This is a genomic window from Streptomyces sp. G45, assembly GCF_049542095.1.
Lineage (GTDB): Bacteria > Actinomycetota > Actinomycetes > Streptomycetales > Streptomycetaceae > Streptomyces.
This window is the reverse complement of record NZ_JBMUZU010000002.1, coordinates 170,959-191,145: the sequence shown is the minus strand read 5'-3', so window position 1 is coordinate 191,145 and position 20,187 is coordinate 170,959. Positions and strand designations below refer to the sequence as shown.

Annotated in this window: 5 protein-coding genes; all 5 read left to right on the top strand. The window is 73.6% G+C overall.

Annotated elements, in window-relative coordinates; genetic code table 11:
• Positions 1-60 precede the first annotated feature (60 nt).
• The 5 genes from ACOBQU_RS39660 to ACOBQU_RS39640 all read left to right on the top strand — a co-directional run bounded on the left by ACOBQU_RS39660 (position 61) and on the right by ACOBQU_RS39640 (position 20,183).
• A complete protein-coding gene (locus ACOBQU_RS39660; protein ID WP_423635329.1) occupies positions 61-1,611 on the top strand; it encodes an amino acid adenylation domain-containing protein in 1,551 nt (516 codons plus the stop codon).
• A gap of 37 nt (positions 1,612-1,648) precedes the next feature.
• Positions 1,649-1,879: a phosphopantetheine-binding protein gene (locus tag ACOBQU_RS39655; RefSeq protein WP_423635327.1), complete on the top strand. Its 231-nt coding sequence runs from the start codon at positions 1,649-1,651 to the stop codon at positions 1,877-1,879.
• 245 nt (positions 1,880-2,124) lie between these two features.
• Entirely contained in the window at positions 2,125-3,312 is a 1,188-nt protein-coding gene (locus ACOBQU_RS39650) for an NAD(P)/FAD-dependent oxidoreductase (protein ID WP_423635325.1), read from the top strand.
• A 96-nt stretch (positions 3,313-3,408) separates the two neighbouring features.
• Positions 3,409-11,202 carry an amino acid adenylation domain-containing protein gene (locus ACOBQU_RS39645; RefSeq protein ID WP_423635323.1) on the top strand — a complete coding sequence of 2,598 codons (7,794 nt, stop codon included), beginning with the start codon at positions 3,409-3,411 and terminating at the stop codon, positions 11,200-11,202.
• Complete coding sequence (locus ACOBQU_RS39640) at positions 11,199-20,183, top strand: amino acid adenylation domain-containing protein (RefSeq protein ID WP_423635321.1); 8,985 nt, start codon at positions 11,199-11,201, stop codon at positions 20,181-20,183. Before ACOBQU_RS39645 ends, ACOBQU_RS39640 begins: the two co-directional genes overlap by 4 nt.
• The last annotated feature ends 4 nt before the right edge of the window (positions 20,184-20,187 follow it).

Genomic DNA, 20,187 nt, shown 5'->3' with positions numbered 1-20,187 from the left:
TCGGAGTCGGTTTCGGAGTCAGTTGATGATCCTTCAGGGAAAGCGGGTCGCCCTCCCCCGGTGCCCGTCGTGCACCGGCGGTTCGAGGAGCACGCGGCGGCGACGCCGGACGCCCCGGCCGTCGTGCACGCCGGGCAGCGGGTGACGTACGCGGAGCTGAACGCGCGGGCCAACCAGTTCGCGCACTTCCTCACCGCCCGGGGGCACGGCCGCGGCGCGAAGGTCGGGGTGTGCCTCGACTACTCGGTCGACATGGTCGTCGCGATCCTCGGCACGCTGAAGGCGGGCGCCGCCTACGTGCCGTTCGACCCGGCCTACCCGGCGGCCCGGCTGCGCCTGCTGCTCGGGCAGGTGCCCGACCTGGCCCTGATCGTGGCCTCCCCCGCGACGGCGGACCAGGTCGCGTCGGCGACCGCCGACGTCATCGACCTCGGCGAGCTGGCGGGCGAACTCGCGGGCCTCCCCGTGACCGGGCCCGACGCCGACGTCACCGGGGACGACGTGTGCTACGCGGTGTTCACCTCCGGCTCGACCGGCACCCCGAAGCTGACGGCGGTGCGGCACGAGGGCTGGTACAACCTCATGAACTGGCTGACCCTGGAGTACGGCCTGCACAGCGGGTCGCACAACCTGGTCGTCAGCGCCTTCGGGTTCGACCTCTCCCAGCGCAGCCTGATGACACCGCTGTTCTGCGGCGCCACCCAGTACCTGCTGGCGAGCCGGAACTTCGACGCCATGATGGCGTACCGCGTGCTGCGCGAGCACGACATCCGTACGGTGCACTGCGCCTCCAGCACGCTGTACCTGCTGGTCGACTGGGAGACCGCCCGCGGCGGCGACGCGCTCAGCCGCCTCGACTACGTGCTCTTCGGCGGCGAGCCGCTGAAGGTCGAGCGCATCGCCGACTGGGCCGGGCGCGAGGGCAACACCTGCACCCTGCTGCACCAGTACGGCGTCGCCGAGTGCACCGACGTCGCGACCTCCTTCGACCTCGCCCTGCACCGGCCCGGCGAACAGGACATCGCACCGGTCGGCAGGCCCGTCTACAACAACGACATCCACCTGCTCGACGAGCACCTGCGGCCCGTCGCGCCGGGGGAGTACGGCGAGGTCTGCATCTCCGGGGCCAGCGTCGGCGCGGGCTACGTCGGCGGCAGCGGCCCCGAGAACGAGAAGTTCGCCACCGTCGACGCCGACGGCACCCCGCGCAGGCTCTACCGCACCGGCGACCGCGGCTTCGTCAACGAGGACGGCGACCTCGTCGTCGTCGGCCGGATGGACGCCCAGGTGAAGGTGCGGGGCATGCGCATCGACCCCACCGACATCGAGCGGGCGCTCGGCAGGCTCGCCGCGGTCCGCGAGGCCGCCGTGGCGATCGCGCACCCCGCGTCCGGCGAGGCCGAGCTGATCGCGTTCGTCGTCCCGGCCGCGGGCGAACTCGCCGCCGACGAGGTGCGGGCCGCCCTGGCGGAGACACTGCCGCGGAACATGGTCCCCGCCCGGTTCGTCAGCGTCCCCGGAATTCCCCTGAGCCCGCACGGAAAAGTGGACCGCGCCGCCCTGCTCAAGGCCCACGGCAGCGAATACGCGGGCAGCGGCACCACGGCGTAATCGCGGACGAGAACCCGCGGAATTCGAGAGGACTGTGATGACTGCCGAACGAGTGCGCGCGATCTGGTGCCGGGAACTCCAGCGCGACGACATAGCGGCCGACGACGATTTCTTCGCCCTGGGCGGCCAATCCGTGATCATGGCCAGGATTCAGGGCGCGTACCTAGAGGAACTGGGCGTCGAAGTACCGATGGACCAGATGTTCCTCAACCCCACGGTGGCGTCCATTTCCGCCTACATCGAAACCCAGGGCGCGGTCACTCCCTAGCGTCCGCGCAGGTCGGTGCCGTGTGGGCGTCTCGCCGGCGAGACGCCCACACGGCACCCCTGTTGCTCTGTTCAGTCCGCGACTTCCGGCGGCTAGCATCACAGGCGTACGTGCCCGTGGATATCCGGCGGATAGGTCCATCCGCCCTTGCGGACGCGCGTTTCAGGACCCAAGACCCGTCATTTCCCTGACGATTCCGGCTGCGGCCGTTGGTACTCAGAAAACCACTCGGTAAGAGAGGCGCCATGTACGACGTGATTGTCATAGGTGCCCGTTGTGCGGGTTCGCCGACGGCCATGCTCTTCGCACAACAGGGTTATCGCGTGCTGCTCCTTGAGAAAGCGCGGTTCCCGCAGGACACGCTGTCCTCGCACTACATCCACCAGCCGGGCGTGGCCCTGCTCAACCGCTGGGGGCTGCTCGACCGGCTCCGCGCGGCGGGCTGCACGCCCATCAACCACCAGAGCTACGAGGCCCCCGGCGTGCGCCTCGACGGCTTCTCGCTGCCGGTCGACGGCCAGCGCACCACGTACGCGCCCCGGCGCTATGTGCTCGACCCGATCCTCGCGGACGGCGCCGTCGCGGCCGGAGTGGAGTTCCGGGACTCCTGCGCCGTCAACGACCTGGTGATCGAGGACGGCCGGGTCGTCGGCGTGCGGTACACCACGCCCGGCGGCGCCGAGGCCACCGACCGGGCGCGCCTGGTCGTCGGCGCCGACGGCATGCGCTCCCTGGTGGCCCGCAAGACCGGCGCCCCCTTCGTCGTCGAACACCCGCGGATGACCTGCACCTACTACAGCTACTGGGCGGGAGTGCCCGCGCACTTCGAGCTGTACGAGCGCCAGGGGCGCTGGGTCGGCGTCATCCCCACCAACGACGACCTCACGCTGATCATGACGTACTTCCCGCAGGACGAGTTCAACCAGGTGCGCACCGCGGTGGAGCCCGCCTATCTGGAGGCCGTCCGCAGCACCGCGCCCGAACTGCGCGAGCGGATGGCCGCGGGCGAGCGCGTGGAGCAGCTCTACGGCACCGGCCACCAGGAGAACTACTTCCGCAAGGCTTTCGGGCCCGGCTGGGCGCTGATCGGTGACGCCGTGCACCACAAGGACTCCATCACCGCCCGCGGCATCACCGACGCCTTCCTCCAGGCCGAGTCGCTCACCGGGCACATCGGCGAGGACCTGCACGACGAGGCGGCACTCCAGGAAGCCCTCGAAGCCTACGAGGAGGACCTCGACGAGGACTTCGCGAACTTCTACCAGAGCGCCCTCAACGTCGCCGAGCTGAAGCCCGAGGGGCGGGCCGACTTCCTCCGCAAGCTCGTCGGCCACCAGGACCTGATCGACCGCTACTTCGCGACGCTGTCCGGCGCCTGTTCCTTCGACGACTTCTACAACACCGAACTCTTGACGCTGCTCGACCAGAGCTGAGCGGCGGCCCGCCCCCACACGGGGCCCGTGGCGCGCGCCCCCTTTCTTTCGCGGCCCCGCCGAACTCCCTCGTGGTTTCGCCGATTTGGAGAAGCAATGATCCCGTTGTCGTTCGCGCAGCGCCGACTGTGGTTCGTGGACCGGTTCGAAGGTCCCTCGCCCACCTACAACGGGCCCCTCGGTCTGCGCCTGACCGGTGACCTGGACGCGGGCGCGCTTCAGGCGGCGCTCCGCGACGTCATCGACCGGCACGAGGCCCTGCGCACGGTCATCGCCGAGGACGACGACGGCGTCCCGCACCAGCGGGTGCTGCCCTCGGGGCAGTACCCGTTCGGCCTGCGCACCGTCGAGGCCGCGACGGAGGACGAGCGGGCCGCGGCCGTCGACGAGGCGGCCACCGAGACCTTCGACCTGGCCGCCGACCTGCCGATCCGCGCCACCCTGGTGCGGCGCGGACCGCGCGAGCACACCCTCGTCCTGGTGATGCACCACATCGCCGTGGACGGCGAGTCCTTCCGGCCGCTGTGCCGCGACCTCGTCACCGCCTACGAGGCCCGCCGCGAGAACCGCGCCCCGGCGTGGGAGCCGCTGCCCGTGCAGTACGCGGACTACACGCTCTGGCAGCGGGACGTCCTCGGCGACGACACCGACCCGGACAGCCTCGCCGCCAAGCAGCTCGCGTACTGGCGCGAAACCCTCGCCGACCTGTCGCAGCCCCTCGCGCTGCCCACCGACCGGCCGCGCCCCAAGGCCATGAGCCACCACGGCGACATGGTGCCCTTCGCCCTCGACGCCGAACTCCTCCGGGCCGTGGAGAAGCTCGCCGCGCAGGCCGACACCACTGTGTCGATGGTCATGCACTCCGCGCTCGCGGTACTCCTCCAGCACCTCGGCTGCGGCGACGACATCCCCATCGGCGCGCCCATCGCGGGCCGCACCGACGAGGACCTGCGCGAACTCGTCGGGTTCTTCGTCAACACCTGGGTGCTGCGCGTCGACCTCTCCGGAAACCCCACCTTCCGCGAACTGCTCCAGCGGGTGCGGGAGCGCGCCCTGGCCGCCTACGACCACCAGGAGCTGCCCTTCGAGCGGCTGGTGGAGCTGCTCAACCCCGACCGGTCCACCGCGTACAACCCGCTGTTCCAGGTGATGCTGGCCTGGCAGCCGTCCGTGCCGGTCGTGGACTTCCCCGGCGCCGAGGCCGTCTCCGAGCGCCTGGAGACCCGCACGGCCAAGTTCGACCTGTTCTTCGACCTGATCCCGGACGGCACCGGCGCGGCGCAGTGCCGCCTCGAATACCGCACCGACCTGTTCGACCGGTCCACCGCCGAAGGCCTCGCCCAGCGCTTCGTCCGCGTCCTGACCCGACTCGTCGCCGACGCCGAGGGCCGCATCGGCGGCGTCGACGCCCTCGACGCGGCCGAACGGCACCGGCTGCTCACCGAGTTCAACGCCACCGCGAGGGACCTGCCCGAGCTGACGGTCCCCGAGCTGTTCGAAGCCCAGGTCGCCAGGACGCCCGACGCCCCGGCGCTCGTCCACGGCGAGCGCACCCTCACCTACCGGCAGCTCGACGACCGGGCGAACGCCGTCGCCTGGGAGCTGCTGCGGCACGGCGCCGGACCCGAGGACCTGGTGGTCCTCGCGCTGCCGCGCACCGAGGACCTGGTCGCCGGGCTGCTCGGCGTCCTCAAGTCCGGCGCCGGATACCTGCCGATGGACCCGCAGTACCTCGCCGGGCGCGCCGAGAGCGTCCTGTCCGAGGCCCGCCCGCGCTTCGTCGTCACCGACACCGCGACCGCGCGCGAGCTGCCGCCGCACACCATGACGGCCGTCGACGTCGACGGCCGCGCCCACTGGGACACCCCCGACGGCGCCCCGGACGACACCGCCAGGACCGCGCCCCTCGCCCCGGACAACCTGGCGTACGTGATGTACACCTCCGGCTCCACGGGCAAGCCCAAGGGCGCCGCGATCAGCCACCGCGGCATCGTCAACGGCGTACGGGAGCTGGTGGACGTCCTCGGCCCGGACGCCACGCCGCCCGGCTGGCGGATGCTCGCCGGGACGTCCGTGAACTTCGACGTCTCCGTCTTCGAACTCCTCACCGCGCTGTCCACCGGCGGCACCGCCGAACTCGTCGACAACGCGCTGGCCCTCGCCGAGCGCGGCTCCTGGGACGGCCAGGTCGTCAGCGGCGTCCCCTCGGTGCTCTCCGAGCTGGTCGGCCACCTGGACAAGGCGCCCGACGTGCGCGCCGTCGTCTTCGCGGGCGACGTGCTGCCCGCCCGCCTGGTGCGCCAGGTGCGCGAGGCCCTGCCCGGCGCGCGCGTCGTCAACTCGTACGGACAGAGCGAGAGCTTCTACGTCAGCGCCTTCGCCCTCGCCCCGGGCGAGGAGTGGACCCAGAGCGAGGTCGCCCCCATCGGCACCCCGCTGGGCAACATGCGCGCCTACGTCCTCGGCCCCGGACTCGCCCCCGTCCCGCAGGGCGCCGTCGGCGAGCTGTACGTCGCCGGGACCTGCCTGGGCCGCGGCTACCACGACCGCCCCGGCCTGACCGCCGAGCGCTATGTGGCCAGCCCCTTCGGCCCGCCCGGCGAGCGCCTGTACCGCACCGGCGACCTGGCCCGCTGGAACGCGCGCGGCCAGCTGGAGTGCCTGGGCCGCGGCGACGGCCAGGTGAAGGTGCGCGGCTTCCGCATCGAGACCGCCGAGGTCGAGGCCGCCGTCTCCGCCTACCCCGGCATCAGCGAGGCCGTGGTGATCAGCCGCGAGGTGCCCTCGGGCGGGCGGCGGCTCGTCGCGTACGTCGTGCACGCCGGAGAGGGCGCCGTCGGCGACGACGGCGCCGGAGGCATCGGCGACGTCGACGTGCTCGCCGGGGCGTCCGCCGCCGAGCTGCGCACCTTCGTCGCGGCCCGGCTGCCCGACTACATGGTGCCGTCGGCCTTCGTGGCCCTCGACCGGCTGCCGCTCGGCCCCACCGGCAAGCTGGACCGCTCCGCGCTGCCCGAGCCGGAGTTCCTGGGCGAGACCTACCGCGAGCCGCGCACCGAGGCCGAGGAGATCATCACCGCTGCGTACGCCGACGTCCTCGGCGTCGAGCGGGTCGGCGCCGACGACGACTTCTTCACCGTGGGCGGCGACAGCCTGCGCTCCATCCAGGTGGTGGCCCGCGCCCGCGCCCGCGGCCTGGAGCTGACCACCCGGGAGATCTTCGAGTGCCGCACGGCGGCCCGGCTCGCCGAGGTGGCCTCCGCCCGCCGCGACCGGGCGCCCGTCCTCGCCGAGGACGAGGGCGGCGGCATCGGCACGATGCCGCTCCAGCCCGTGGCCCGGCAGGTGTTCGAACACGGCGGCGGCACGGACCGCTTCGCCATGGCGATGACCCTGGAGCTGCCCCAGGGCATCGACGCCGACGGCCTCGCCGCCACCCTGGACGCCGTGCTCGACCGGCACGACCTGCTGCGCGCCCGTCTCGTGCCCGGCGACGAGCCCGCCCTGGACGTGCGCCCCGTCGGCGGCGTCCGCGCCGCCGACCTGATCCGCCGGGTGCCCTGCGACGGCCGGTGGGACGAGCCGTCCGCCCTCGAGGCGGCGAAGGCGGAACTCGACGACGCCCTCGGGCGGCTCGACCCGCGGGCCGGGACCATGGCGGACTTCGTCTGGTTCGCCCCCGAGACGGGCGCGGGACGGCTGCTCGTGGTCCTGCACCACCTGGTGGTGGACGGCGTCTCCTGGCGGATCCTGATGTCGGACCTCGCCGAGGCCTGGCAGCGGGTCAGCACCGGCCGCACGCCCGAGCTGCCGCCGGTCGGCACCTCCGCCCGCCGCTGGGCCGCCGCCCTCGCCACCGAGGCGCTGTCCCCGAAGCGGGAGGCGGAGCTGCCCCACTGGCGCGACCTGCTCGAAGTGCCCGACCCGCCGCTCGGCGCGCGGGCCTTCGACCCGGCCGTCGACGTGATGGGCACCGTCGACACCGTGCGCACGCAACTGCCCGCCGACGTCACCGAGGCGGTGCTCACCACGCTGCCCGCCGCGTTCCGCGGCACCGGCACCGACGTACTGCTCGCCGCGCTCGCCCTCGCCGTGAACCGGTGGCGCGGCGCGGACCGCTCGACCCTGGTCCGCCTGGAGGGCCACGGGCGCGAGGAGGACGTCGTCCCCGGCGCCGACCTGTCCCGCACCGTCGGCTGGTTCACCAGCATGTACCCGGCCCGCGTCGACGTCAGCGGCATCGACGTCGCCGACGTCCTCGCGGGCGGCGCCGCGGCCGGAACGGCCGTCAAGCGGGTCAAGGAGCAGCTGCGCCAGGTCCCCGACAAGGGCATCGGATACGGCCTGCTTCGCTATCTGAACCCGGAGACCGCCGACCAGCTCGCGGATTACCCGGCGCCGCAGATCGGGTTCAACTACCTCGGCCGGATCTCCGACACCGACGTGCCCGAGCACCTGCGCGCGCACGGCTGGGGCCCCTCCCCGTGGTCCGCCGACCTCATCGCCATGCCCGACCCGGACCTGCCCGCCCTGTCCGCCCTCGAAGTCAACTCCTTCGCCACGGACACCGCCGAAGGCCCCCGGCTCCAGACGGCGTTCCTGTTCCCCACCGGGCTGCTCACCCGCGCCCAGGCGCAGGAACTGGCCGACGTGTGGGTCCAGGTGCTGCACGGCATGGCCGCGCACGCCGCCCGCCCCGACACCGGCGGCCTCACCCCCTCCGACGCCCCGCTGGTCACGGTCCGGCAGGACGAGATCGAGGCCTGGGAGGAGCGCTACGGACGCCTCACCGAGGTGTGGCCGCAGGCCCCCGGGCAGTCCGGCATCCAGTTCGAGGCCGCGCTCGCCGACGGCTCCTTCGACGTCTACCACATGCAGTTCGTGCTGCACCTGACCGGACCCGTCGACCCCGAGCGGATGCGCGCGGCCGGGCAGGCGCTGCTCGGCCGCTACCCGAACCTGCGCTCCGCGTTCCTCTCCGGAGCCGACGGCGACCCCGTGCAGGTCGTCGCCGAGCACGTCACCCTGCCCTGGCGGCACCTGGACCTGACCGGCCGCACCGAGGCCGAGCAGACCGCCGCCCTCGACCGGGCCCTCGCCGACGACCGCGCCGACCGGCTCGACCCCACCCGGCCGCCGCTGATGCGCCTGGCCCTGCTCACCTGCGGGCCGCGCCAGGCGAAGCTGATCATCACCGCGCACCACACCCTGTTCGACGGCTGGTCGTCACCGCTGGTCATCATGGACCTGATCCGGCTGTACGCCGCGACCGACGACCTCGGCCCGGTCCGCTCCTACGGCGACTACCTGGCCTGGCTCGCCACCCGCGACCGCGAGGCGTCGGCGGCCCGCTGGTCCGAGGAACTCGCCGGGTTCGACCAGCCGACCCTGGTCGCCCCGGGCGCCCCCGTCCAGGAGGCGGCGTCCGCGCTCGGCCGCGTCGAGGTGCCGCTCTCCATCGACAAGGGGCGCGAACTCGCCCGGCGCGCCGCGGAACTCGGCGTCACCCTCAACACCCTCCTCCAGGGCGCCTGGGGCATCCTCCTGTCGAAGCTCACCGGGCAGCGGGACGTGGTGTTCGGCGCCGCCGTCAACGGCCGCCCCGCCGAGCTGCCCGGCTCCGACTCCATGGTCGGCCTGTTCATCAACACCCTGCCGACCAGGGCCTCCTGCCGCCCCGAGCAGAGCGTCGCCGACGTCGTCACCGGGCTCCAGGAACGCCAGACCGCGCTGCTCGACCACCACTACTACGGGCTCGCCGACATCCAGCGCGACGTCGGCCTGCCCGCCCTGTTCGACACCATCGTCGTCTTCGAGAACTACCCGATCGACCGCGCGGGCATCGTCGACGCCAACACCGCGGCGGGCTTCACGATCGACGCCATCCGCCCGTACGCGGGCTCGCACTACCCGCTCACCCTCAACGCCTCCGACCCCTACCTGCGGACCTCGCTCGACTACCAGAACAACCTCTACACCCGCGAGGAGGCCGAGCTGATCGCCGCCCGGCTCGTCCGGGTCCTCGACCAGGTGCTCGCCGATCCGAGCATGCCCGTCGGCGCCGTCGACGTGCTGTCCCAGCAGGAGCGGGACCACCTGGTGCGGCAGGTCAACGACACCGCGCACCCCGTGGCCCCCGACACCCTGCCGGGCGCCTTCGAGGCCCAGGTGGCGCGCGACCCCGACCGGCTCGCGCTGATCGGGGACCAGGAGCGCCTCACCTACGCCGAGTTCAACCGGCGGGCGAACCAGCTCGCGCACTGGCTGCGCGCCCAGGGCGCGGGCCCCGAGCGGCTGGTGGCCGTGCGCGTGCCGCGCTCCGTCGACCTCATGGTGGCGATCTACGCCGTCGTCAAGTCCGGCGCCGCCTACGTGCCGGTCGACACCGAACTGCCCGAGGACCGGGTGCGGCACATCCTGGACGGCGCCAAACCGCTCCTCGTGCTCGACGGCACGCTCCCCGACGTCTCCGCCCACCCGACCACCGACCCCGAGCGGGAACTGTCCCCCGACCACGCCGCGTACGCCATCTTCACCTCCGGCTCCACCGGCGGACCGAAGGGCGTGCAGGTGTCCCACCGGTCGATCATGAACCGGCTGAAGTGGGGCCTGGCGCACTTCGGCGTGGGCGCCGACGACCGGGTGCTGCTGAGCACGTCGGCCAGCTTCGACGTGTCGGTGCCCGAGCTGTTCGCGCCGCTCCAGGTGGGCGCCGCCGTGGTCATCGCCCGCCCCGACGGGCGCCGCGACCCCTCCTACCTGGCCGAGCTGATCCAGCGGGAGAAGGTCACCGGCGCGGACTTCGTGCCCTCCCTGCTGGAGGCGTTCCTCGCCGAGCCCTCGGCGAAGCAGTGCGACAGCCTGCGCTGGATCGAGGTCGCGGGCGAGGCCTTCCCCGCCGCCCTGGCCAACAAGGCCGTCGGCGTCCTGCCGGACTGCGGGGTGCACAACCTGTACGGGCCCACCGAGGCCGCCGTGGAGGTCACCGCCCACCAGCACGTGCCCGGCGCGGACCAGGTGCCCATCGGCACCCCGGTCTGGAACACCCAGGTGTACGTCCTGGACGCCGCCCTGCGCCCGGTCCCGCCGGGAGTGGCGGGCGAGCTGTACCTCGCCGGGGCCGGACTCGCCCGCGGCTACCTCGGACAGACCGCCCTCACCGCGGGCCGCTTCGTGGCCTGCCCCTACGGCGAGCCCGGCACCCGCATGTACCGCACCGGCGACCTGGTCCGCTGGAACGACCACGGGCAGGTCGAGTACATCGGCCGCACCGACTTCCAGGTCAAGGTCCGCGGCTTCCGCATCGAACTCGCCGAGATCGAGTCGGCGCTGACCGCGCACCCCGACGTCGACAGCGCGGTGGTCGTCGTCCGCGAGGACCGCGCCGGGGACCAGCGCCTCGTCGCGTACGTCGTCCCCGGCGGCGGCACGCCCGACCCGGCCCGGCTGAACGTCACCGCCCTCACCGAGACCGCCCGCGGGCGCCTGCCCGAGTACATGGTCCCCTCCGCGATCGTGCCGCTCGCCGCGCTCCCCACCACACCGAGCGGGAAGCTCGACCGCAACGCCCTGCCCGCCCCGGACCACACCGAGGCGACGGCCGGACGCGGGCCGCGCGACCACCGCGAGGAAGTCCTCTGCCGCCTGTTCGCCGAACTCCTCGGCGTCGAGGAGATCGGCATCGACGTCGACTTCTTCGACGCCGGTGGCCACTCGCTGCTCGCCACCCGCCTGATCGGCCGCATCCGCACCGAACTCGACGCCGACGTGAAGGTCACGACGGTGTTCCGCAATCCGACGGTCGCCCAGCTCGCCAAGAAGATCGAGAAGCAGGCCACGTCGAAACGTCCCCGGCTTCGCCCGATGAACGTACAGGAGAACCGTCGATGATCCCGCTGTCCTTCGCCCAGAGCCGGATGTGGTTCCTGCACAAGCTGGAGGGCCCGTCCGCGACCTACAACGTCCCGTTCGTGCTGCGCCTGGACGGGGCCCTGGACACCACGGCCCTCGCCGCGGCGGTCACCGACGTCACCGACCGGCACGAGAGCCTGCGCACCCTGGTCGTCGAGGACGCGGGCGGCACACCGGAACAGCGGGTACTGCCGCCCGAGGAGGCCGAGTTCCCCTTCCGCGTCGTCGACGTGAGGGCCGACGCGGTGGACGCCGCCGTGCACGAGGCCGCCCGCGAGCCCTTCGACCTGGACACCGAACTGCCCCTGCGCACCACCGTGCTGCGCACCGGCCCCCAGGAGCACGTCCTGGTGTTCGTCTTCCACCACATCGCCGCCGACGGCGCGTCCGTCGCGCCGTTCGTCCGCGACCTGGTGTCGGCGTACACCGCCCGCCTGCGCGGCGAGGCACCAAAGTGGACGCCGCTGCCCGTGCAGTACAAGGACTACACGCTGTGGCAGCGCCAGCTCCTCGGCGACGAGGCCGACCCGGAGAGCACCGCCGCCGAGCAGATCGCGTACTGGAAGAAGGAGCTGGCCGAGGTCCCGCAGCCGCTCCAGCTGCCCCTGGACCGGCCCCGGCCCGCCACCGCCAGCCACCTCGGCGGCGAGGTGCCGTTCGTGCTGCCCCCCGAGACGCTGTCCGGGGTGCAGAAGCTGGCCGTGGACCACGGCGCCACCCCGCCCATGGTCGCCCAGGCCGTCCTCGCGGTGCTGCTGCACAAGCTGGGCGCGGGCGACGACATCCCCATCGGCAGCCCCATCGAGGGCCGCGGCGACGAACAGCTCGACGACCTCATCGGGTTCTTCGTCAACACCTGGGTGCTGCGCGCCGACCTCTCCCGCAACCCGACCTTCGCCGACCTCCTCGAACAGGTGCGGGACAAGGCCCTGGCCGCGTACGACCACCAGGACGTCCCCTTCGAGCGGCTCGTGGAACTGCTCAACCCGGACCGCACCACCGCGTACATGCCGCTGTTCCAGACCGCGCTCGGCTGGCAGTTCGTGTGGGGCGAGATCGAGATGCCGGGCCTGAAGGTCACCCCGCTGCCCGTCGGCACCGGCACCGCCAAGTTCGACCTGCTCTTCAACATCGTCCCGAACGCCTCCGGCGGCACCCACGGCCTCCTGGAGTACGCCACCGACCTGTTCGACCACGACACCGCCGAAGGCGTCGTACGGCGGTTCGTGCGCATCCTGGACCAGGTCCTGACCGACCCGGCGACACCGCTCAGCGCCATCGAGGTCCTGTCGGACGAGGAGCGCACCCAGGCCCTGGACGGCCCCGACGCCGCCGTCGCCGAGGTGCCCGAGCGGACCATCGACGCGATCTTCGCCGAGTGGGCCGCCACCACCCCCGACGCCGTCGCCGTGGAGCGCGGCGAGACGGCGCTCAGCTACCGCGAGGTCGACGAGCGGGCCAACCGGCTCGCGCGCGTGCTCATCGAACGCGGCGTGGGCCCGGAGTCCGTGGTGGCCGTGGCCGTGTCCCGCACACCCGAGTGGGCCGTCGCGATCCTCGGCGTGCTCAAGGCGGGCGGCGCCTACCTGCCCGTCGACCCAGCCTACCCGGCCGAGCGCGTCACCTTCATGGTCAGCGACTCCGGGGCGCGGCTCGTGCTCGGCGACGCGGCGGCCGCCAGGCAGCTGCCCGAACTGCCCGCGCCCGTGCTCCGCCTCGACGCCCCCGACGTCGTCGCCGCCCTCGCCGACGCCGACCCCGGCGCGGTGACCGACGCCGACCGGCACGGCCCGGTGACCGTCGCCCACACCGCGTACGTCATCTACACCTCCGGCTCCACCGGCACCCCCAAGGGCGTCGCCGTCACCCACACCGGCATGGCCAGCCTCGTCGCCGCGCAGGCGGACCGGCTCGGCGTGACCCCCGACAGCCGGGTCCTGCAGTTCGCCTCGCCGAGCTTCGACCAGTCGCTGTGGGAGTGGGGCATGGCCCTGTCGGCGGGTGCGCGCCTCGTCCTCGCCGACCCCGACGACCTCGGCGCGGGCGACCCCCTCATCGACACCGTCGCCACCCACCGCGTCACCCACGCGACGCTGCCGCCCGCCGTGCTCGCCGCGCTGCCCACCGGCTCCCTGCCGACCCTGGAGACCCTGGTCGTCGGCGGCTCCGCGTCCACCCCCGAGCTGGTCGCGCAGTGGTCCGACGGCCGCCGCATGATCAACGGCTACGGTCCGACCGAGATCACCGTGTGCGCCGCGATGAGCGAGCCCATGGTGGGCGACGGCCGCACCCCGCCCATCGGACGGCCCGTCACCAACACCCGCGCCTACGTCCTGGACTCGGCGCTGCGCCCCGTCGCCCCCGGCGTCGCCGGGGAGCTGTACCTCGCGGGCCCCGGCCTCGCCCGCGGCTACCTCGGCCGCCACGGCCTGACCGCGGGCCGCTTCGTGGCCTGCCCCTACGGGGAGCCCGGCACCCGCATGTACCGCTCCGGCGACCTGGTGCGCCGGGCCAGGGACGGGCAGCTCGAATACCTCGGCCGCACCGACTTCCAGGTCAAGATCCGCGGCTTCCGCATCGAGCTGGGCGAGATCGAGCACGCCCTGACCACCCACCCCGGCGTCGAACAGGCCGCGGTCGTGGTCCGCGACGGCCACCAGGGCGCCCAGCAGCTCGTCGGCTACGTCGTGCCCCGGGCGTACGAGGCCGCCGTCGCCGACGCCCAGGTCGACGAGTGGCGCGACCTGTACGACGACAGCTACGCCGACTCCAGCGACGGCCTGCTCGGCGAGGACTTCCAGGGCTGGAACTCCAGCTACACCGGCGAGCCCATCCCCCTTGAGGAGATGCGCGCCTGGCAGGACGCCGCCGTCGCCCAGGTGCTGCGGTACGCGCCCCGGCGGATCCTGGAACTCGGCGTGGGCTCCGGCCTGCTCCTGGCGAAGATCGTCGACCGGGTCGAGGAGTACTGGGGCACCGACATCTCCGCCACCGTCGTGGACCGCGTCCGCGCCCAGGCCGAACAGGCCGGGTACGGCGACCGGGTCCACGTCAGCGCCCAGGCCGCCGACGACCTGACCGGGCTGCCCCAGGGCCGCTTCGACACCGTCGTCCTCAACTCGGTCGTGCAGTACTTCCCGAACGCCGCCTACCTGGACCAGGTCCTGCGCCAGGCGATGGACCTGCTCGTGCCCGGCGGCCGGATCGTCGTCGGCGACGTCCGCAGCGCCGCCACCCGCGTCCTCATGCACACCGCCGTGCAGCGCACCGCCCACCCGCACGCCTCGCCCGACGAGCTGCGCACCCTGGTGAAGCGGGAACTGCTCGCCGAGCGCGAACTGACCCTCGCCCCCGAGTGGTTCACCGACTGGGCGGCCCGGTGCTCCGCCGTCGCCGACATCCGGCTCAAGCCCGGCGAGGCGCACAACGAGCTGACCCGGCACCGCTACGAGGTCGTCCTGCACAAGCAGCCCTCCGACGTCCTCGACGTGACCGACGCGCCGTCCCTGGCGTGGGGCGACGAGGACGGCGTCGAGGACCTGGACGAGCTGGCCGCCCTCGCCGACCGGGCCCGCGGCCCGCTGCGCGTGACCGGCATCCCCAACGCCCGCCTGACCGGGGAGGTCTCCCTCGCCGTGGCGACGGGCCTCCTCGACCCGGTGGCCACCGCCGGTGACCCCCTCGACCCGCAGGAACTCCTCCACTGGGCGGGCCGGCACGGCCGGGAGGCGCTGCTCACCTGGTCGGGCGCGGACACGCGGTACTACGACGCCGTGCTGCTGCCCGCGGGATCCCCCGGCGCGCACACCGTCGCGGGCGCCTTCGTGCCCAGCGGCGCCGCCGGACGCGTCCGCGCCAACGACCCCGCCCTGGCCCGGTCGATCGGCCCGCTCCTCCTCGAACTGCCCGCCTACCTCGGCGAGCGGCTGCCCGAGTACATGGTCCCGCCCGCGATCGTGCCCCTCGCGGAGCTGCCGCTGACCCCCAACGGCAAGCTCAACCAGCGCGAGCTGCCCGCGCCCGACCAGGGCCAGACGGTCACCGGCCGGGCCCCGCGCAACCAGACCGAGTCCGTCCTGAGCGGCCTGTTCGCCGAAGTCCTCGGCGTGGAGAGCGTCGGCATCGACACCGACTTCTTCGCCAGCGGCGGCGACAGCATCCGCTCCATCCAGATCGTCGCCCGCGCCAGGGCCCGCGGCATCGAGGTCTCCACCCGCGAGATCTTCGAGCACCGCACGGTCGCCCGCCTCGCGGAGCTGGTCGAGGGACGCGAGGACGAGCGCGTCACCCTGGCCGAACTGCCCGGCGGCGGCGTCGGTCCGATGCCGCTGCTGCCCACGGGCCAGCATGTGCTCGGCCTCGGCGGCGGCCTCGGCCGACTGTGCATGTCCATGATGCTGACCCTGCCCGAAGGCATCGACCGCGCGGGCCTCGTCGCCACCCTCCAGGCCGTCCTCGACCGGCACGACGCGCTCAGGTCCCGGCTCGACCGGGCCGAGCGCGGCCTGACGGTCGAGCCCCGCGGCAGCGTGTCCGCCGACGCGCTGCTGCGGGCCGTCCCCGCCGACGGCGCCGACGCGCACGCGGAACTGGACGCCGCCGCCGACCGGCTGGACCCGGACGCGGGCGTCATGGCGCAGTTCGTGTGGTTCACCTCGGGCGCGGACACGAGCGCGGCCCCGGCGGACACCGCCGCCCCCGACCGCCTCCTGATCGTGCTGCACCACCTCGTCGTCGACGGCGTCTCCTGGCGGCTGCTGCTGCCGGACCTGGGCGAGGCCTGGCAGCAGGTCAAGGGCGGCCGCACCCCCGAACTCGCCGCCCCCGGCACCTCGCTGCGCCGCTGGGCCCACGCCCTGGCCGAAGAGGCCACCCGCCCGGAGCGGGTCGCGGAACTCCCCGTGTGGCGGTCCGTCCTCGACGCCGACGAGCCGACGCTCGGCGCCCGCGAACTCGACCCCGCCCGGGACGTCGCCGCCACCGTGGACACCGTGCGCGTCCAGGTGCCCGCCGACGTCACCGGGACCGTCCTGACGACCCTGCCCGCGCTGTTCCGCGGCAGCGCCGACGACGGCCTCCTCGCCGCCCTGGCGCTCGCCCTCACCCGCTGGCGCGAGACCCGCGGCACGGCCGCCGCCTCCGCCCTCGTACGCCTCGAAGGGCACGGCCGGGAGGAGGAGGCGGTGCCCGGAGCGGACCTGTCGCGCACCGTCGGCTGGTTCACCGCGATGTACCCGGTGCGCCTCGACCTGGCCGGGGTGGACGTGGCGGACGCCTTCGCGGGCGGGCCCGCGGCGGGCCGCGCCGTCAAGGCCGTCAAGGAGCAGCTGCGGGCCGTCCCCGGCGACGGCATCGGCTACGGGCTGCTGCGCCACCTCAACCCCGAGACCGCCGCCGCCCTGGCCGCCGAGCGGGAGCCGCAGATCGGCTTCAACTACCTCGGCCGGGCGTCCGGCACCGACACCCCCGAGCACCTGCGCGGCCAGGGCTGGACCCCGGACACCACCCACCAGGACCTGATCGCCGCACCCGACGCGGACATGCCGGTGATGTCGGCCCTGGAGATCAACGCGGTGGCCACCGACACCGGCTCAGGCGACGAGCTGACCGCCTACTTCGGCTTCCCCACCGGCCTGCTCACCGCCGCCGAGGTCACCGAACTCGCCGAGCTGTGGGTCCAGGCGCTGACCGCGCTCGCCCGGCACGCCGCCACCCCCGGCGCCGGTGGCCTCACGCCGACGGACGCGCCCCTGGTGAGCGTGCGCCAGGAGGAGATCGACGCCTGGGAGTCCCGCTACGGCCGCCTGGCCGAGGTATGGCCGGTGACGCCCGCGCAGTCCGGCATCCTCTTCCACTCGCTGCTCGCCGGGTCGTCGTTCGACGCCTACCACGTGCAGCTGGTGTTCCACCTCTCCGGAGACCCCGACCCCGAGCGGATGCGCCGCGCCGGGCAGAAGCTCCTGGAGCGCCACACCAGCCTCCGCGCGGCCTTCGTCAACCGGGCCGACGGCGACCTCGTGCAGGTGGTGCCCGCGGCGGGCGTGACCCTGCCGTGGCGCCACCTCGACCTGACCGGGCTCGGCGACGCGGAGCGCACCGAGGCGTTCGAGCGGTTCCTCACCGAGGACCAGGCCGCCCACTTCGACGTGGCGGCACCGCCGCTGATCCGCCTCGCCCTGGCCACCCTGGAGCCCGGCCGGGCCGAACTGGTGCTGACCGTGCACCACGCGCTGGCCGACGGCTGGTCCTCGCCGGTGCTGCTCCAGGACCTGCTGACGCTGTACGCCGCCCACGGCGACGCGTCCGGGCTGCCCGCCACCCGCAGCTACGGCGAGTTCCTGGCCTGGCGCGCGCGCCAGGACGAGGAGGAGTCCGCCCGCGCCTGGGCCGCCGAGCTGGACGGCGTCGACGAGCCGACCCTGCTCGCCCCCGGCGCCGCGCCCGGCGACAGCCTCGACCAGCTGGACATCACCGTCCCGCCGGAGCTGTCCGCCGCCCTGCACCGGCGCGCCGCCGAGGTGGGCGTCACCATCAACACCCTCGTCCAGGGCGCCTGGGCGCTGCTGATCGGCCAGCTCACCGGCCGCCGGGACCTGGTGTTCGGCGCCACCGTCTCCGGCCGCCCGCCCGCCGTCGCGGGCGTCGAGACGATGGTCGGGATGTTCATCAACACCCTGCCCGTACGGGTGCGGTACGCGCCCGGCGACACCCTCGCCGACGTCCTCACCGGGCTCCAGGAACGGCAGGCGGCCCTGGTCGACCACCACTCCTACGGGCTCACCGAGATCCAGCAGTCCGTCGGCCTGAAGAACCTCTTCGACACGCTGGTGGTGTTCGAGTCCTACCCGGTCGACCGGGAGGGCCTGGGCTCCGCCACCGAGGCCACCGGCGGGCTCGCCATCACCGGCCTGCGCCCGACCAACGGCACCCACTACCCGCTGGCCCTGATGGCGGCGGTCGACACCCACCTGCAGTTCCTCCTCCAGTACGCGCCCGGCGTGTTCGACCGGGACACCGTCGAGGCGTACGCGGCCCGGTTCACCCGCGTCCTCGAACAGCTCGCCGCCGCCCCCGAGCGGAAGGTCGCGGGGCTCGACGTGCTGGCACCGGCCGAACGCGAGCGGCTGCTCGTCGCGTACAACGACACGGCCCTCACGATGCCGCGCGTCACGGTCACCCAGCTCATCGAGGCGCAGGCCGCGCGGACCCCGGACGACGTCGCCGTGGTGTCCGACGGCCGCTCGCTCACCTACCGCGAGCTGACCGCCCGGGTCGACCGGCTCGCGCACGCCCTCGCCGAGCGGGGCGTGGGCGCCGAGTCGATGGTCGGCGTGTCGCTGCCGCGCACGGCGGACCTGGTGGTCGCCCTGCTCGCGATCCTCAAGGCGGGCGGCACCTACCTGCCGGTCGACCCCAAGTACCCGAGCCACCGCCTCGCGGCCATCGTCGAGGAGGCCCGGCCGCGCCTGGTCCTCACCGACTCCGCGACGGTCGGCGTGCTGCCCGCGCACGACGCGCCGGACCTCCTGCTCGACGCGCTCGACCTCGACAAGGACGTCCCGCCCGACCAGGTCCCCGTCGGCCCCGTCGACCCGGGCCAGTTGGCGTACGTGATGTACACCTCCGGCTCCACCGGCAAGCCCAAGGGCGTCGCCATCACCCACGCGCACGTCGTCAACTGCGTACGGCAGCTCGCGCCCATCGTGGGCATGGGCCCGGGCAAGCGGATCCTCGCCGCCGCGTCCATCAACTTCGACATCTCCGCGTTCGAGTACTTCATGACCCTGTCCGTCGGCGGCGTCGTCGAGGTCGTCGAGGACGTCCTGGTCCTGGGCGACCGCAAGGACTGGAGCGGCTGCGTCATCCACACCGTGCCGTCCGTGTTCGCCGAACTCGTCGACGACATCGCCGGTCACACCAGCGTGGAGACCCTCGTCTTCGCCGGTGAGGCCCTGCCCGCCGCCCTCGTGGAGAAGACCCGCGAGGCCTTCCCCGGCGTGCGGATCGTCAACGCCTACGGGCAGACCGAGTCGTTCTACGCCACCACCCACACCATCCACGGCGACGACGCCCGCGTCCCGGAGGGCAGCGCGCCCGCCGGAGCGCCGCTCGGCAACCTGCGCGGCTACGTCCTCGGCCCCGGCCTCGCTCCGGTGCCGCCGGGCACGGTCGGCGAGATCTACATCGCCGGGTGCGTGGCCCGCGGCTACCACGGGCGGGCCGTGCTGACCGCCGAGCGCTTCCTGCCCGACCCGTTCGGCCCGGCCGGTGAGCGCATGTACCGCACCGGCGACCTGGGCCGCTTCACCGCCGACGGCGTCCTGGAGTACGCGGGCCGCGGCGACGCGCAGGTCAAGGTGCGCGGCTTCCGCATCGAGCCCGCCGAGGTCGAGGCCGCGCTCGCCGCGCACCCCGGCGTCGCGCAGACCGCCGTCATCGCCCGCGACGGGCGCGGCGCGGGCGCGGGCAAGCAGCTCGTCGCCTACGTGGTGCCCGTCGCCACCGCCGACGCCGACGCCGACGGCGCCCCGCAGACGCGGGAGCTGCACGCCTTCGTCGCCGAGCGGCTGCCGGACTTCATGGTGCCGTCGGCGTTCGTGCTCCTCGACAAGCTGCCGCTGGGCCCCAACGGCAAGCTGGCCCGGGCCGAGCTGCCCGAGCCGGAGTTCGGCGGCGCCGCCTACCGGGCGCCGCGCACCACCCGCGAGGACACCCTCGCCAAGCTGTTCGCCGAGGTGCTCGGCGTGGACCGGGTCGGCGTCGACGACAGCTTCTTCGAACTCGGCGGGCACTCCCTGCTCGCCACCCGGCTCATCAGCCGCGCCCGCGCCGAGCTGGGCATCGAGATACCCATCCGCAAGGTCTTCGACCTGCCGACAGTGGCCGCGCTCGCCGCGTGGTCGGAGGAATCGGCTGCTCCGCGTCGCCCCGGCCTGCGCAAGATGTTCGTAGAGGAGTAAGAAG

What these genes read in the sequence shown, in the direction of transcription:
- ACOBQU_RS39655 (WP_423635327.1), top strand. Translation starts at nt 1,649, where the DNA reads ATGACTGCCGAACGAGTGCGCGCGATCTGGTGCCGGGAACTCCAGCGC.
- ACOBQU_RS39650 (WP_423635325.1), top strand. Translation starts at nt 2,125, where the DNA reads ATGTACGACGTGATTGTCATAGGTGCCCGTTGTGCGGGTTCGCCGACG.
- ACOBQU_RS39645 (WP_423635323.1), top strand. Translation starts at nt 3,409, where the DNA reads ATGATCCCGTTGTCGTTCGCGCAGCGCCGACTGTGGTTCGTGGACCGG.
- ACOBQU_RS39640 (WP_423635321.1), top strand. Translation starts at nt 11,199, where the DNA reads ATGATCCCGCTGTCCTTCGCCCAGAGCCGGATGTGGTTCCTGCACAAG.